The sequence below is a fragment of the Maridesulfovibrio bastinii DSM 16055 genome (assembly GCF_000429985.1).
GTDB lineage: Bacteria > Desulfobacterota > Desulfovibrionia > Desulfovibrionales > Desulfovibrionaceae > Maridesulfovibrio > Maridesulfovibrio bastinii.
Window position 1 is genome coordinate 76,047 of the sequence record NZ_KE387014.1, and the last position, 15,916, is coordinate 91,962.

A 15,916-nucleotide genomic window follows, 5' to 3' on the forward strand; every position below is an offset into this window, starting at 1 on the left:
TAGTCGTTTGAATTTTTAAATTAAGGACAGTAAAATGTTGTTATCGCAACAAGCCGGAACCGAGTCTCTGCGCATCGGTAAGCATGGAGCCGGCACTTTCAACACTGCCGTTATATGAGTTGTAGTAGCTGTGTTTAAGAGAAATCCCAGAACTTCCTGAAGCCCGCCATAACGCCAGATCTCCCTGCTCAATACTGTTATCGGCATCGATTTCAGCATCATAAAGAATCAGTTTTTCATCTATCTTTTCCTGACGATCCATTGCATTTCTGGAATCCAGCAGAGATCCGGAATCAGATGAAACACCGGAATAATTCCCAAGACTGTGCTTGGCCCTGTAAAGCTCCCGTTTTAAATCAGCAACTTTGGACTCAGCTTTAACCCTTATGGCCTCGGCATTCCTATAACCTATCTGCTGCCGATACTGCCCTTCAATCAGAGCATTATTGGCAGCCTGTCTTGCCAATGCAGCATTCTGATCTATCCGGGCAGTGCTGCTCAGATAATTCACCGCCGAGGTCCCTATATAAGTAGCCATGCCCAATGCCCCGAAAACACCTGAAGCCACCGTTACCTCCTTTATTTTTGAACTGATTCCGCCTTTTTTACGGCTTTAATAAAAACACCTGATCTGATTTTATGTGTCCCGGAAAAATGAAAACCACACCAGCGATGCCATGAAAGACTGCGCTGATTATCTTTGCTGATCCAAGTTACAAGAACAGGAAATTCATATTGAACAATCTTAAGTAACCGTTTTGATATCCGGGCAAGACTTATACTGTGATTTTCCACTTCTGCTGAAGAAACCATCCATGGAACACCAACGCCGTCACAGAGCTGAATAATTCCGAAAACAAGGCACGGCGCATCATTCACATAGAGGCAAAGGACCACCTTTGACTGGATAACATCATTAAAAATGACTTCTGCGATGGGCTGATCCGCTCTTATTGTCTCCAGATCACGCTTATCAGAAGCTCTGAGTTCTGAAATTATATGATCAATATCCTCCAGTTCCGGTATTCTGATTTTAATTTTTCCAGTTACGGATTCCTGAAAATTGATCATTGAAACACCGAAACCTTGGGAATAAGAGCCAGAACGGTTAGCGGCAGAGGTTGGTCCTGACGGATAAAAATCTGGCCGTCCCGGTCATAACCGCGATTGAATTTGATCTCATAGTCCCCACTGTAAAGTCCCGGAGCTTTTCCAAGTTTATCAGCAGAGGACCTGAAAGGAGCGCGCTCCAGGTGCTCCCCATCATAACCGGCCTGAAAACCTAAAGATTCAAAGAGTCTGACAATAACATGGGATATTCTCTTCAACTGCCCCTGTGCTGTTCCGTATGAAGAGCCACCCTCAAGGCGCAATGTTTTCATATCCGAAGTATAGGCGAGTCCGGCACTGACATTACAGGCGGGTATATCAAGTTTTATTCTTCCATTTTCAACAACCTGATCAGGCCTTACCGCCCCGTCGGCAAGAATGGAAACCATGCTCCCTTCAAGATGATCCAATCCGTAAAAAACACAGGCTGGAGACTCATGATTATAAGATAATCCGGAATCAACAAAAAAAGCCTGCCGAGAATCAACTCCGTTGAACTCATCCTCCATTTTTTCAATATAACAACGCTCAACCCCGTTGATTTTTCTCGTAACCGAAACCCACAATTCTTCCTGTCCAGTCCCCGGAATCACACAGACAGAAGTAAATTTTCCCTTTGTCTTATGATGATGAAATCCGACAACGTCATGTTCCCGCTGATATGTCATTCCAAGAAGAAGACCATCGTCACGAACCATCCAGACGATTGAATCAGGGCATTGCTGATAAGCCCATTGCACAATGGAATTTGTACGGGTCAGATGCTCGGCAAGGATGGTCAGATCAGGAGCGACGTATCCATCAGTTTCAAATGAATACGAAAGTTCGCGCACTGTTTTCTTTTCACGTTGCAGAAACAGAATAATGGAACCGACAACAACAGGAGTAACAGGCGCGGAACCATGGGTAGTCTCACGCCTGACCATAACCGAATTCGGGGTGACCATATCACTACCGGAGCCACCGGAAAGCCACCATTCACCGCCGGAAGTACCTATAATCAACTTTTTGGAACTCACCATCCAGCAGATGGCATTAACCTGATCGGCCGACAGAGTATAAGTGCAGGCATCGTCATCCACTACATCTTCTGAAACTCCGAAATCTTCATATTTACCACTGCGGCTCATCCATATTGTCTGCGGTCTTTTGGGACTGGCGGCAAAACAAAGTCTCTCTTCAAAAAAAGTAACACATGAAGGATAGCCAAGTGTGCTGTTCCATTCTTCGGGTGGAGAGAGAAATTCAACAATCTCCATAGCCCAATCCACATGTGACGATCTGGAAAGCTTATAAGGTTGAACTTCAGGATGTACTAAGTACATGACATCGGCAGACTGGGTAAAATGAAGCTTTTCCAGATCACTGCTTCTATACGGTGACTCTATTTCAACAGGGCAATCATTTTCATCGACAACAATACCGCCATCCTTGTAAATACGGATATTCTTATCTGTAAATTCAAGGACATAAGCCTGCTCAGTTGAAAATTCAAAAGGAATTAGTTTTACTTTGGGATTAAGACATCTCAGCTCAAGACCTGAAACAACTCCACAAAAATCCTGATCAGCAGTTAATTCAAATTTATCGGACCCTCCTTCAAACTCCACCCTGAACGATCCGTTAGATTCTACATTCAGGCTTTGAAAACTACCGCATGAGACAGAGAGTGAGCCTTGCACATAATCCCTGATTTCAAACACGGCCTCATAAACCTTTTCTTCCAGCGGCAGGAGGCATGATGCAAGACTCATATCCTCCTGAGAGCCATCACAGGATAAGCAGCCTTGAACAACACTCCACCCCTTATCCAGACTCCATGAGTCGGAATCAAAAACAATTGTCCCGGAAAGAATATTCCTTCCTATGACTTCACGAATAAAACGGAATCCACTTCGCCGTGAAGCTCCGCCATGCGGATGTATAAACATGTTCTCCAGCAGACTCAGACCGTTTGAATATTTTGCAAGATCAACACGTCCCCCGAGTCTGGGAGAAAGTTCACCGGCACTGAAATTTGTCATTATTAACGGGACCGGCATCTGTTATCTCCATAGATTCAAAAAATTATCCTGAGGCAGTCCTCTTGCCTCAAGCCACGGTTCATCGGACACAATATCCTCATGTCCTTCTGAAGAATCAGCAAGCCTCGCAGATTGGAGGGTATTAAGATACAATGTCCACATTTCCTTGACCCTTGAATTTGACCCCGTAATGTCATCAGCTATTTCCGCTGCAAGCCGTGCGGCAAAAGCCATAACAAAGCATGGATCAAACAAAGCCGGATTAATTACACGGGAGGTATAAACTGCATAGGCTTCATCACTATTGGTAAGCACCCTGTCTCCCTCAACAACAAAGGGATCACCGGATTCATTGAGCTGCCTGATATGCAGACAGTCCGGGGGTTTCTGATACTGAAAACGGAATCCGAAAACAGGTTTATCTGAAAGTCTGGCCAGCCTTGATCTTGATGCTGCAAAATTCCAAGGATACTCACGTAAGACCGTATCCCGCACATGCCCGTACATCAGATTACAGGTCAAAGCTTCCTGTGAGATATCATCAAGGGATTCTATCAGCTTTGCGCCAAGCTTCCTTAATGCGAGGTTGCATATAGTTACTTCGGAAACAGACATACAGCTCCTTTCAAATACGTGACGGTTTCGGATAAATACCGAAACCGTCACATTATCATTTCTTAACGGTTTGTCTGGTCATCCATGATGATATAACCGCTGACTTTTCCCGAGGTTGCATCCCCCCCGCTGACAGTAAAATTAAGGCGTAAAAATCCGGGATGCCTGTCCGGCAGTGAAGGCAGAGGAAAAGTGTAACCACGAACAAGTGAAGCAACCGGAATTGATCCAGATTCATACAGGGTTTCAAAAAGAGAGAAATCATCATCCTCAGAAGCCTGAAGAGCCACGCGAAGACCGGAAAGTCCGGCGAAATCTTCGCCGTCAACAATGACCTTTACCTTTACGGTATTACCACAGCCGCAATCCCTGCCGACATTCAAGACATTTGTAGATACGGCATTGGAAACAATAGGCTGCTTTTCACAAAAGCAGTTTTCATAATCTATATACATCAAATATCTCCATTAATTTATATTTTTAAAAACGTGAAAGAGCTGCTGTTCTGCTGAATAAAAACAACTTATTTAGATTGCTACTTCTGTATTATGGAGAGCATCCACACAACGAATGGGGAAGCCCCAGAAGGTTGTTACAGGACGGCCTTCCCAGCTTTCGGTTCTGAGCATGGTATCGTTTTTATCTGAGGCTTCTATATCGAGCTGAGTTTTAATGGATCTGTTGCAGTAGATGACGGTTTTGCCCATTGAGGTGTTGGGTATTTTGTTAAGTCCGGTTATCAAAGCCCTGCGGATTGATCCCTGACCAAAATTAGCGGTATCAATGGAACCGATGCGGGCCACATAGCGCCAGTCGCGGACCACCAGACCGGGAGTCCATTTGTAATGAGTTCTGTAACCCTGATAACGTCCGCCGTTGCTGTCCTCCAAGGTAACTTCGCCAAGATCGTTATGGGAGACACCACCGCTTGAACCTTTCGGAAAGGTGAAATGAACAGTCTGATCAGACCAGCAGACAATCCAGATTGAAGTACAACTGTCTCCGGCTCCTCCGAAATCAATAACATTCTCATTTTCAACGGAGCTGAACCTTGGAGCAAGGCCAAGGAATTTTTCCGGCTCAAGATCAGTATCACCATAAATAAAGGTGTCTGCGAATTCCTGATTCATAGCTTCCAGAAATGCACGATCCTCGGACATACGGAAGGTTGCGGTATTGCCGTTAAGATCAGCAAGAGCTTTGTCTATTTCAGCATAAGATTCCAGCATACCGCAGACATCATCCACCTGTTTGGTGCGTGACTTGCTGGGTTTGATTCCATAATTGAGTTTTCTCCAGCTGACAGAAGGCAGATCAGTGCGGACAGTAGTTCTATGTCCGGTAGGAAGGTTCCCCTCAACCCATGCTGCATCCTGAAGAATTTCATTTGTTTCCGAAAGCAGCTCAACAACTGTTCTTACAGATCCGGAAGGATCTATTCTGTTTGCCCAGTCCGAAAGAGTGTAAGCGGTGTTACCAAGTGTTGCCATGTATAAGCCCCATAAGTTTCGGTCTTTCAAAGACTCTCGGTCCACGGCGCTCAAGGCACTCTGAATTTAAGGCATAAAATTTATTTCAAGTTAACTAACTGCACAGCCTGAAAAAAGCGCTATTTCAGATCAGTACAAACCCTGATTAGGATACAGAATGGATGCGGGGTCACGTTTGGAAACCACGGCAGGAGCATCAACATAATGATCTTCAGACATGTTTTTACCGATTTCATAAAACATTTTCACAACCGCAGGATGATTTCCATAACCTGTTACATCAAGCAGTTCCGCAACCTCATCAGGTACAAATCTGCCGACAGCAGTGTGTGCCACATTTAACTTTTCATTAAATGCCCGGCCCTGCCAGCCCGGCATTTTTTTAACTTCATCACCCCATTTTCGGCCCTGCTCAGCCATTCTGTTTTGTTGCAGGCGAACAGATTCGCAATTGAAATCAACCAGTTTCTGAGCAAGATCGGCATTTATTCCATTCTGATGGGCAAAGTCTTTGAAACTGCCTTCAAGCTCAGGGTCAATGCTTACTTCTTTTGCGTAAATAAATTCATAACCGTCAGGACTGTCAGGAATAACCATAATAGCTGTTTCCGTATCAGCTCCTTTCTTTCCTGAAACTGAGAGCAGACTTTTTGCTGACTCAGTATCATCATTTGAAGCGGCGGCACTGTCCGTTTTAGAAAGCGGAGCCTCAACATTTTTAGAAACATCTGTTGCCTGAAGGTTACCCTCAGACCCTGCTTGAGAATTGTTCGCGGAGTAACCGCTTTCAGCTGGAATCTGTGAATCAGCCGCAGCTTCGGTGCTACTTAACCGTTTTTCCATCATCATCCTCCTTTTTCCTTAACTGCTCTGCTCTGGACCTGACTATTGAAAGATAAATTTCTTCATCAGCCGTAAGTACCGGGCCAAGCACATTTTCAATTACAAAATCATGAACAGCCACATTCCGGATCATTTTTGAACTTTCACCATAAAGCGGACTGGAAACCATTCCCTGTTCCAGCAAAAAGGTAAAAATTCTTTTCCCATGAGCGGAACCAAAAGTTTTTCTCACATCTCCCAGAAACTGCTCTGTTTCCAGCTTCTGCTGATCAAGAATAGCTTTTTCCTCAATGCTGTCCTCATCTGTAAAACCTGAATCATTCATTTCCACTCCCTTAAAATAAACTTTCCCTCCCCCTCTGAAAAAGAGAATACGAATTACAGCGGACACGAAACAGCCGAGTCATGTCCGCCAGTGAAAGAAATACAAAAAAATCCGCTGAAAACAGCGGATTCAGATTTAAAAATTAAATTTAAAAAAGGATTATGGCTTGATGAATGGGGTTAAAATAACTTTATAAAAGGAAAAATATTCTGGAGAGCGAAAAATATTAAGCCCGATTTTCATATTCTCGTGCCCGTCTTCAGGTTGCGGAATATAGGTTTTAAAAAGTCTGTCCCACCAAGGGACATTAAAGCCGAAGTTACTGTTATTCTCCTTGAAATAAACAGAATGATGAACTCGATGTGTGTCCGGTGTAACAATAAAAAGTCGCAGGAATGAATCAAACTTCAAAGGCAGTTTAAAATTTGCATGATTAAACATAGCCAGAGAATTGAGAATTATTTCAAAAACAAGGACAGCAGATGCTGGTGGCCCGAGAATAAAAACAAGCAGCATTTTCCAGAAAGTTGAAAGTAAAATTTCAAAGGGGTGGAATCTTATACCTGTTGAAAAATCATAAACCGTGTCAGCATGGTGTGTACGATGAAGCATCCATAATATTTTAAAATGATGAAAAGCCCGGTGCTGAAAATATATTGCCAAATCAAAAACAACTATTGAGATGATAAAATCATAAGGTCTTCCAATATGTGAGGCTGGCAACACACCCCAGTGATTTGAATTCAATTCAACCGCGAGCCCGACTGGCAGAATAGGAAGGACAATACGGCACAGCAGAGCCCCGATAAAAACGATTCCAAAATTAACCGGCCAGCGTTTAAGCCTGCTTTTGTTTCCATCTCTGCGTGGAGCTAAAAGCTCAGCACAACAGACTGCAAGAGCTGACAAAATAAAAAACAGAGAGCGGTAATTGTCGCCTTCCATTATCCCCCGCCTTTAGCTCCATCCCAACTTTGCCACATATTCAAACATCACCCAGAAATGACAGAAACTGCCGGCCATCACAAAAAGATGAAAAATTTCATGAAAACCGAAAACACCGGGCCACGGATCAGGTTTCTTCAAAGCGTATATCACTGCCCCTGCCGAATATATCAGCCCGCCTGCCAGAAGCCATAAGAGTGCACCGGTCTGTAAGGACTGCACCAGAGGCCATATACCCACAACAACCAGCCAGCCCATACCGAGGTATATGGAAGTTGATATCCAGCGCGGAGCACCAAGCCAGAAAATTTTCAGCAGAACTCCACCTAAAGCAATTCCCCAGACACAACCGAACAGAGACCAACCCCATCCGCCATTTAGGGCAATTACACATATAGGAGTGTAAGTTGCCGCTATGTATAAAAAGATCATGCAATGATCGATTCTACGCAGACATCTTACACCTTTTTCCGAAAGCGGCAGCCAGTGATAGAGAGTACTGGCCAGAAACAGCAGAATCATGAATCCGCCAAAAACGGAAAAAGTTACTACAAGGGGAACCCTGACAGGATTCACAGCCCTTAAGAGTAAAAAAACAAGACCGGTTATTGCTAGAAGAAAACCTATAAAATGGGTCAGACCACTCATGGGGTCACGCACATATTTCAACATAATTTCTACCTGCACTTTTTTATATAAATCTTATAACCAAAAAAGCCCTGCCACACCAGTCAGGGTGCGGCAGGGCCATATTTAAAATCATTAAGATTTAAATCAATTATTCCGAAAGCATCCTTACAGCGCAGAATTTTCCGCACATAGCGCATTCTTTTTCATCTTTATGATCTTTTCTGCGATTGCATGCCAGAGCAGGATCAATTGCAAGCTCAGCAATGCGATCCCAGTCAAGAGCCATGCGGGCTTTGGACATTTCATAGTCACGGTTGACAGCACTTTCGCGACACATACCTACTTCACCGCACTGAGCAGCAACGAGTGAAGCCTTAACACCATTCCAGACATCATCAATCTCAGGAAGGGTAAGATGTTCAGCAGGGGTCAGGTAGCAGAGAAAATCAACACCGTTCATTACGGCAACAGCTCCGCCGATAGCACCTGCGATATGGTCATATCCGGGAGCACTGTCAGTCACCAGAGGTCCGAGTACATAAAGCGGAGCGTTATGGGTGGCTTTTTTGATTCCGCGAATCTGGGACTCAACAAGGTTAAGGGGAACATGTCCCGGACCTTCGATCATGGTCTGAACACCGTATTCCCTTGAGCGTTTTGCAAGTTCACCAAGCATGAGAACTTCTTCCCACTGTGCGGCGTCTCCGGCATCTGCTCCGGCTCCGGGTCTGAGACCGTCACCAAGACTGATGGTTACGTTATGCTTGAGGCATATTTCCAGAATTCTTTCATAATTGGTGAGCAGCGGATTTTCAGCATCATGGTCACGCATCCAGCGGGCCAGAATAGAACCACCACGGGAAACAATACCAAGCACACGATCACCTGATGTTGCCCACTCGGCACCGCGACGGGTAAGGCCGCAATGCAGGGTCATGAAATCAACACCCTGTTCAGCTTCCTTCTCTATCTCTTTGAGCAGCTCCTCTATGGTAAAACCAGCCGGGTCTTCGTCCCGGGCCACATACTGCTGAGCCATTGCATAAATGGGCACAGTACCGAGAGGCAGAGGACATTTGGTCAGCATATCAGTACGAATCTTATCCAGATCACCGGCAGTTGAAAGGTCCATAACCGCATGTGCTCCTGCACCCTGAGCGGCTTCAAGCTTTTTCATCTCTTTTTCAACATCATTTTTGAAAGGAGATGTTCCGATATTAGCATTGACCTTAACTTTAGCGGGTTGACCGATAAGAGTGGGAGTTACGTTTGGATGATTTGGGTTACCGAGCAGAACCATGGTTCCGTCTTCAATTCCCTGTAAAATTCTGGACTGCGAAAGCTCCTCGAATTTCTCAAGATCAGAAATTCCGGCATCAAATATTTTTTTCAGCGCAGCATTCTTAGAAAGCATCAGTTTTCCTTGTAATTGTTTTACGGGTTTGCACTCGTTTTTTTGGAAAAAATAATTTTTACGGAATCTATAGCGCAAAATGTAACAAGGGACAATGAGACATTTTAATTGAAAACATAATCACGCCATATTCATTTTAAATATTTAAAGAATATTTATCCTGTCAAATCATTGTAAAATGATAATCTTCAATTTTGAATTATTACTTCTTAACAATATTGCAAATATCATTTTTTTGCTCTAAAAGTCGATTTCTACCATAATTATTGTGAACAAAATTAAATAAAAGGGAGATTTTTATGCGATCCACTAGAGGCTTGTTATTTTTCACAGCAATGTTCGTGCTTACTGCTCAAACAGCCTTTGCTGCGGACTCAAGCCTGGGCCCCGCAAATGCAGCCAGATTCGGCTTGATGACACTGATACCACCGGTTGTTGCCATTGTGCTTGCTTTTGCAACCAAAAATGTAATCCTTTCACTGTTTCTGGGAGTTTTTTCAGGAGCATTCATGCTCGAAGTTAAAGGATTTGCTGTTTACGACGGTATTGTAGATGGATTTCTAAGGCTTTCAAATGAAATCCTGCACTCACTCGCCGATCCGTGGAATGCAGGTATTATCCTGCAGTGTCTGGCCATTGGAGGTTTGATCGCACTTGTTTCCAAAATGGGCGGCGCAAAAGCAATTGCTGATGCCTTGGCCAAACGTGCCCGCAGTCCTAAAAGCTCCCAGCTTGTCACCTGGATTATGGGCCTGCTCATCTTTTTTGACGACTATGCAAACTCCCTTACTGTCGGCCCGATTATGCGCCCTGTTACCGACAGAATGAGTGTTTCCAGAGAAAAACTTGCCTTCATCATTGATGCAACAGCAGCACCGATTGCCGGTATCGCCCTGATATCCACATGGGTAGCTTATGAGGTCGGCCTTATCAGGGACGGTTTAAACGGCATCGGTATGGACATAAATGCCTACGGAGCTTTCGTTGAGACAATCCCCTACCGCTTTTATAATATTCTGATACTCGTATTCATTCTTTGCACAATCGGGTTTATGCGTGAATTCGGGCCGATGCTCAAAGCTGAAAAAAGAGCCAGAACAACAGGCAAAGTAATTGATGATAATGCCAACCCGATGGTTGCGGATGAAGCAACTGAACTGGAACCCTCAGACGATATAAAACTTTCAATATGGAATGCAATTATTCCAATCGGCTCACTGATTGTAGCCGCTTTTCTGGGATTTTATTTCAATGGCTACCATTCCATAATGGATGGCACAAATCAGGCCCAGATCACTCTTTTCAATAATTCGCCGCTTTCATTTGAAGCAATCAGGCTTGCATTTGGTGCTTCCGACGCTTCTGTTGTTCTTTTTCAGGCTGCTCTTATTTCCGGCATGATCGCAATGGCCATGGCGATAGGTAAAAAAATCCTTAAAATAGACGAAGCCGTCTCTATCTGGGTGCAGGGTATCAAATCACTTAATATTACTGCTGTAATTCTTCTTCTGGCGTGGTCGCTTTCCGGAATAATTAAAGAACTCGGGACCGCAACTTACCTTGTAAGTGTCCTCTCAAATTCAATTCCACCGTTCATGCTGCCTTCGATCATTTTTGTAATGGGATCGATAGTCTCATTTGCGACAGGAACTTCATACGGAACAATGGGCATACTTATGCCGCTTTGCATCCCGCTTGCTTTTGCCCTCGACAGCTCACAATCTTTTGTCCTTCTGAGCATAGGATCAGTGCTGACCGGTGCTATTTTCGGCGACCACTGCTCTCCTATTTCAGACACGACAATCCTGTCATCAATGGGATCAGCCTGTGACCATATAGACCATACAAAAACACAGCTGGGATACGCTTTACCGGTTGCTTTCATTTCAATTGTATTCGGATACATTCCGGCAGGTCTGGGATTACCCATGACCATAGTACTCCCTCTGAGTATTGTTGCGATCATCGCAACAGTAAGGTTCATCGGTAAAAAAGTTCCTGATCCTGTAAGCATCTAGAATATTATTAAATAAAAAAGGCCGCCTCACTGAGACGGCCTTTTTTTATTTATATGAAACCCTGATTTATTTAAAATTCATCAAATCATAATATCCCGGAAAAGTATAAATACCGTTAACCTGAACCCAGTAGCCTTTTTTACCGCTTGCGGACTCATGCAGACGCCCAAGGCCGACTCTGAAAAAGACTTCTTCACATTTGCTGATGTAATCCATGAGTTCCTGGATAGCCCCTCTGTTGTCATATTCAGTAGCCAGATTGTAAAAGAACAAATCAGCAACAGGCAAACGCCGGTATCTATCACCGGAGCTGTCAACCAGCGAAACTCTCATTTTCTTTTCTTCAGCCTCAACAAACGAAAAAGAGACATCTTCCGGTTTAACGCGGACCGTAATTATTGAAGAGTCTGGAAAACTGTCCGTTCCCACACATCTGGTCTGCGGATCAACTTTTCCTGCAAATCCGCTTTTAACAGAATCATAAGCTGATCCTGACAGAATAGACCTGAATACGTTTTCTTCAGCCAGATCAAGCCACTCAAGATTATGAAAGTTACAATCCTCGGTATGAGGGCCGCTCAAATCTGTCAGCTTGACCATTTCGGCATGAAACGGCTTACCGGGAGTAAGGTTCAGTTCTTTAACATCGTCCCTGTTCTTATAAGGTAATGGTCGTCTGCATATTCCGTCTTCCATTCCGATAACAGCGATGCAGACTTCTTCGCTATCCTTAAATCTAGTCAGGTCAGTAATAATATAACCCATTGACTCTCCAAAAATGTCTAAAATATTTTCCATTCTGATATTGCAAGAATAGAGAATAATCAACTTTAAAAGAAATGGTTATATACATTCAAGAATGCATTGATAAAGTTGTATAAAAATATTGGACTCAAAAATTATGGAAACATATTTTAATTTTTATACAGGTGGAACCTTTTGAGCATAAATACATAATTAGCGATGTAACGGTGAGACCTATATAAAACGGTTAACTATTTTTTATGGGCAAAGTAAAAGTAAATTTAGCCCCTACACCTTTTTTTGAATCAACAATAAATGTACCACCATGATTTTGTGTTATAATAAAGTAGGAGACAGAAAGCCCCAGCCCTGTCCCGCTTTCTGTAGACTTGGTGGTATAAAATGGTTCAAAAACTCTGCGCCGGGCTTCCTGTGAAATACCCGGACCATTATCCTCGACTTCCACGGCAACTCCGGTTTTCATCTTTCTTGTCCGCACATAAATAGTCGGATCGTCTCCCTGATAACCATGTTCAGACATAGCCTGAGCAGCATTCTTAAACAGGTTGAAAAGAACCTGTTCTATTTCTGTTCTTGAACAGATAATCTGCGGAAGATCAGGATCGAATTCCCTGACAATCTTAACATGCAGAAAATCATATTTCTTTTTCAGATCATAATCTTTGGTGGCCAGTTCCAGAGAATTATTTATTATATCTGCAAGATTGACCGTTCCGGTGACATCACGCCCCGGCTTGCTGAACTCAAGCATATTGGAAACAATGCTTGAAGCGCGCATCCCGGCTTCCTTAATGCCATCAATAATGCCCGGAATCCTGCGTTCTTTAAGATAGCTCTGGAGATTTTCCATTGTGCATCCTGAAACTTTGGCAGCTCTGATATTTGCCTTTATATCCGAGCTGAACCGCCTCTCCAGATTCTGTGCGCCCTGTAATATCCCACCAAGAGGATTATTAATTTCATGAGCCATTCCTGCTGCAAGACCTCCAACAGACATCATCTTCTCGGTCTGCACCATCATCTCTTCCATTCTTGATCTTGCGGTAACGTCATCCATTCTAATGACGACTCCGTCAATATCGGCACCCTGCAAAGGATAAACTGTTATATCGTAAAGACTGAGCATATCATCGCCAAAACTTTTACGCTCCATAATACGCGGAATATTAAACTCCCGAGCTTCACGCACAGCATCAATTATAGTCTGTTCCTCTGAAAACAGGTGTGCAACTTTTACCTGCGAATTTCCCTCTATTTTTCCTTTAAATATTTCCGAAGCTTTTTTGTTATACTGACAAACCAGCATTTGTTCATCAATACGCATCAGGGCAGACGGCATGGAGTCTATTACATTCTGAAAATATGCGCGGGAAACTTTTAAGTCGTGCTCTCGCTCCATTACTTTTTGAGACATTGAATCAAAAACATTGCCCATGTATTCAAGTTCTTTGAAACCGGCATCATTTGTATTTGATGCCGGATAAATTCCGTCAGCCACGGCAGAAAGCCGGTTAACATAACTCATAATCGGCGCAATAATTCTTGCACGGAATTCTCTTTTCAAACCAATGGTCAGTAAGACAAAAAAGCATATTATAAGGAATCCGGTGGCCATACCCAAAGAGATTGCAGGCTTGAAAATAAGCGTTCCGGGACATGCCACCAGCAGCTTCCAACCGGTATTCGGGATTTTAGCAGAATACCCGAAAAACAATTTTCCATCGGATTTATAAAATTTTGCGTATCTGGATTTTTCAATATCCCTTAAAATTTTCATATCCCCGATATTGGTCTGTGTAGCTACAAGTTCCTTATCCGGGTGAACAATAAGATTGCCGTAAGAATCAGTTAAAATAACCACACGGTCTTTGGAAACAAAGCTGTAGATAAAGTCCTGCAGATAATCCAGATTAAGCTCGGCAACAATATGTCCTCCATTTTTAACGGGAATACTAAGATAAACAACCATTGTTCCGGAATGTGGAGAGATTGCAGGAGAACTTAAAACATGCTTTCCGTGAGCCTGCCTGTCAAAATGAATGGGAAAATCAGCAGTCGTCAGACATTCAGGAGCCGAAGCTACAATGTTTCCCTTTTTATCAAGCAGAATAATCCTTTCAAACTGATTAAATTCTTCATGAAGCTTATTGAAAACCGAATGAAATTTCTCCTGATCAATATCTTCAGGCAATACAGCCACAACTTTAAGTATTTCCTCAGCTCCGTTAATATAAAAATCGACATTCTGGGAAAGAGATTTTGAAAGCTGTTCAATTTCATTTTGAATCGAATTCTTATGATTTACCCCTATTATACAGACCGTTCCCAGAGTGACCAGAATTCCAGGAATAAGAATCCATTGAACAAGCTTAATATGAAAAATAGCAACTAAAGATTTTTTGCTCATCTGGCTTCCCCGGAGGTACCCTCTATACCTTCAAATTGTCCGCCTTTAATCGTTACGACATGGCCTGCTCTCTCAACATCACCGAATTCGTTGATTTTAAATTCACTATCCAGAACTTTGAACTCCATACCCGGAAGGACTTTTTCAAGACTACGGGAACTTTCTCCATTTTTTTTATAAGCTTCGGCAAAAACAAAGACGGCTTCATATCCGAACCTTGCTGCAAAATTTGGTTCAGCTCCAAAACGTTCCTCATATCTCTTTTTAAAACATTTATATTTAAGATCCGGGCAGTCCCTTTCTACGTTTACGGAAAAATAAATTCCATCAACGCTTTTACCACCTATCTGAATAAGTTCCTTGGTAAATCCCCACATGCTGCTGAGGATAGTCCAATCTTTTTTTTCAAGACGGCAAAACTGAGCAAAAGCAGCAAGATCACGCGAGGATGTTATTGCTATGACTGAATCAGGATTTAACGTAGCAAGATCAGCTACAATACCTTTCCAATCAATCGGTGAAGAAGGATTTAAATAATATTCTACTGTCCCGGCGACTTCTCCCCCGGAATCAATAAACTCTCTGGTAAAAATATTTTTATAGGACTCGGTGTAATCATGATTTGTTTTATCCATCATGACGGCAAGTCGCCGGCATCCTATTTTATTATAGGCATATGAAGCTAAAAATTTTGCTCCCTCAGAGAAGGACGGAATTACTCTAAAAAAATTATCTTTGATTCCCTGAAGTTCATCAGAGGAAGAGATGGGAGATATGTAAACTGTATTCTTAAATTTATTGATCGCTGCAAAGGATAATGTGCTGCTCATATGCCCGATAATAACATCCACACCGGCATCAATAAGTTTTTGATCTGCTTTTATAGTTTCAGCTTCAGTATTTTTATCATTAGCTGCAAGAAGCTTTAATTTGCGCCCGTTTATTCCGCCATTTGAATTTATATCTTCTACCGCAAGCATAGCTCCGTTTCTTCCTTGAACGCTCAGGTCGGAATACCTGCCGCTCAGTGTTCCGGAAAATCCCAGAAGAACCGGTTCTTCTGAGCATGAAGAAAGCAAAAGAGAAAACAATAATATGATAACGTTGCACACAATATTTCGATATGTGATTTTTATATGCTCAGTCATCACTTATCCTCCTCAAAAACTTTATGGTACTTTATTATATACCATTAAAATAAAATTAAAGCCAAGCCGTAAAACATTATAGAAAGCTGGCAGAAGCACAAAAATAATCAGCAGTACTCAAACAAAATAAAAAAGGGTTCGGAAAACCCGAACCCTTAGCAAATTTAAAATATTTTATCTAT

15 protein-coding genes are annotated in these 15,916 nt (G+C 42.8%); 1 reads left to right on the forward strand and 14 read right to left on the reverse strand.

Annotated elements, in window-relative coordinates; genetic code table 11:
- Positions 1-40: 40 nt before the first annotated feature.
- From G496_RS0114765 to thiC, 11 genes are all read right to left on the reverse strand, one after another.
- The gene (locus G496_RS0114765; RefSeq protein ID WP_027179944.1) at positions 41-568 is read right to left on the reverse strand and encodes a hypothetical protein; all 528 of its coding nucleotides are present in this window, start codon (positions 566-568) and stop codon (positions 41-43) included.
- 11 nt (positions 569-579) lie between these two features.
- Positions 580-1,071 carry a hypothetical protein gene (locus G496_RS0114770; protein ID WP_027179945.1) on the reverse strand — a complete coding sequence of 164 codons (492 nt, stop codon included), beginning with the start codon at positions 1,069-1,071 and terminating at the stop codon, positions 580-582.
- On the reverse strand, positions 1,068-3,152 hold the full coding sequence (locus tag G496_RS0114775; protein WP_027179946.1) for a phage tail protein: 2,085 nt from the start codon (positions 3,150-3,152) through the stop codon (positions 1,068-1,070). Before G496_RS0114775 ends, G496_RS0114770 begins: the two co-directional genes overlap by 4 nt.
- Before the next feature lie 3 nt (positions 3,153-3,155).
- The gene (locus tag G496_RS0114780) at positions 3,156-3,749 is read right to left on the reverse strand and encodes a phage connector family protein (RefSeq protein WP_027179947.1); all 594 of its coding nucleotides are present in this window, start codon (positions 3,747-3,749) and stop codon (positions 3,156-3,158) included.
- A gap of 62 nt (positions 3,750-3,811) precedes the next feature.
- Positions 3,812-4,204 (reverse strand): Bbp16 family capsid cement protein, encoded by a 393-nt coding sequence (locus G496_RS0114785; protein ID WP_027179948.1) that lies wholly within the window; start codon positions 4,202-4,204, stop codon positions 3,812-3,814.
- Positions 4,205-4,276: 72 nt separating this feature from the next.
- Complete coding sequence (locus tag G496_RS0114790; protein WP_027179949.1) at positions 4,277-5,239, reverse strand: major capsid protein; 963 nt, start codon at positions 5,237-5,239, stop codon at positions 4,277-4,279.
- A gap of 129 nt (positions 5,240-5,368) precedes the next feature.
- A complete protein-coding gene (locus G496_RS20700; protein WP_051295081.1) occupies positions 5,369-6,082 on the reverse strand; it encodes a hypothetical protein in 714 nt (237 codons plus the stop codon).
- The gene (locus tag G496_RS0114800; protein ID WP_034633485.1) at positions 6,063-6,407 is read right to left on the reverse strand and encodes a hypothetical protein; all 345 of its coding nucleotides are present in this window, start codon (positions 6,405-6,407) and stop codon (positions 6,063-6,065) included. Before G496_RS0114800 ends, G496_RS20700 begins: the two co-directional genes overlap by 20 nt.
- A 159-nt stretch (positions 6,408-6,566) precedes the next feature.
- Positions 6,567-7,352, reverse strand: a complete 786-nt coding sequence (locus tag G496_RS0114805; RefSeq protein ID WP_034633488.1) for a sterol desaturase family protein — start codon at positions 7,350-7,352, stop codon at positions 6,567-6,569.
- Positions 7,353-7,364: 12 nt separating this feature from the next.
- Positions 7,365-8,024 (reverse strand): PAQR family membrane homeostasis protein TrhA, encoded by a 660-nt coding sequence (gene trhA / locus G496_RS0114810; protein WP_027179952.1) that lies wholly within the window; start codon positions 8,022-8,024, stop codon positions 7,365-7,367.
- A gap of 106 nt (positions 8,025-8,130) precedes the next feature.
- Complete coding sequence (thiC, locus tag G496_RS0114815) at positions 8,131-9,396, reverse strand: phosphomethylpyrimidine synthase ThiC (protein ID WP_027179953.1); 1,266 nt, start codon at positions 9,394-9,396, stop codon at positions 8,131-8,133.
- 299 nt (positions 9,397-9,695) lie between these two features.
- Between thiC and G496_RS0114820 the strand changes: the two genes are divergently transcribed.
- A complete protein-coding gene (locus G496_RS0114820) occupies positions 9,696-11,414 on the forward strand; it encodes a Na+/H+ antiporter NhaC family protein (protein WP_027179954.1) in 1,719 nt (572 codons plus the stop codon).
- A 66-nt stretch (positions 11,415-11,480) separates the two neighbouring features.
- Here the strand turns inward: G496_RS0114820 and G496_RS0114825 are convergent, their stop codons facing one another.
- From G496_RS0114825 to G496_RS0114835, 3 genes are all read right to left on the reverse strand, one after another.
- Complete coding sequence (locus G496_RS0114825) at positions 11,481-12,179, reverse strand: hypothetical protein (protein ID WP_034633491.1); 699 nt, start codon at positions 12,177-12,179, stop codon at positions 11,481-11,483.
- Positions 12,180-12,405: 226 nt separating this feature from the next.
- On the reverse strand, positions 12,406-14,586 hold the full coding sequence (locus G496_RS20705) for a sensor histidine kinase (RefSeq protein WP_051295082.1): 2,181 nt from the start codon (positions 14,584-14,586) through the stop codon (positions 12,406-12,408).
- Positions 14,583-15,734: an ABC transporter substrate-binding protein gene (locus G496_RS0114835; protein WP_027179956.1), complete on the reverse strand. Its 1,152-nt coding sequence runs from the start codon at positions 15,732-15,734 to the stop codon at positions 14,583-14,585. Before G496_RS0114835 ends, G496_RS20705 begins: the two co-directional genes overlap by 4 nt.
- Positions 15,735-15,916 lie beyond the last annotated feature (182 nt).

Coding starts and splice junctions, on each gene's coding strand:
- G496_RS0114770 (WP_027179945.1), bottom strand. CDS start 1,071: ATGATCAATTTTCAGGAATCCGTAACTGGAAAAATTAAAATCAGAATA.
- G496_RS0114775 (WP_027179946.1), bottom strand. CDS start 3,152: ATGCCGGTCCCGTTAATAATGACAAATTTCAGTGCCGGTGAACTTTCT.
- G496_RS0114780 (WP_027179947.1), bottom strand. CDS start 3,749: ATGTCTGTTTCCGAAGTAACTATATGCAACCTCGCATTAAGGAAGCTT.
- G496_RS0114785 (WP_027179948.1), bottom strand. CDS start 4,204: ATGTATATAGATTATGAAAACTGCTTTTGTGAAAAGCAGCCTATTGTT.
- G496_RS0114790 (WP_027179949.1), bottom strand. CDS start 5,239: ATGGCAACACTTGGTAACACCGCTTACACTCTTTCGGACTGGGCAAAC.
- G496_RS20700 (WP_051295081.1), bottom strand. CDS start 6,082: ATGGAAAAACGGTTAAGTAGCACCGAAGCTGCGGCTGATTCACAGATT.
- G496_RS0114800 (WP_034633485.1), bottom strand. CDS start 6,407: ATGAATGATTCAGGTTTTACAGATGAGGACAGCATTGAGGAAAAAGCT.
- G496_RS0114805 (WP_034633488.1), bottom strand. CDS start 7,352: ATGGAAGGCGACAATTACCGCTCTCTGTTTTTTATTTTGTCAGCTCTT.
- trhA (WP_027179952.1), bottom strand. CDS start 8,024: ATGTTGAAATATGTGCGTGACCCCATGAGTGGTCTGACCCATTTTATA.
- thiC (WP_027179953.1), bottom strand. CDS start 9,396: ATGCTTTCTAAGAATGCTGCGCTGAAAAAAATATTTGATGCCGGAATT.
- G496_RS0114820 (WP_027179954.1), top strand. CDS start 9,696: ATGCGATCCACTAGAGGCTTGTTATTTTTCACAGCAATGTTCGTGCTT.
- G496_RS0114825 (WP_034633491.1), bottom strand. CDS start 12,179: ATGGGTTATATTATTACTGACCTGACTAGATTTAAGGATAGCGAAGAA.
- G496_RS20705 (WP_051295082.1), bottom strand. CDS start 14,586: ATGAGCAAAAAATCTTTAGTTGCTATTTTTCATATTAAGCTTGTTCAA.
- G496_RS0114835 (WP_027179956.1), bottom strand. CDS start 15,734: ATGACTGAGCATATAAAAATCACATATCGAAATATTGTGTGCAACGTT.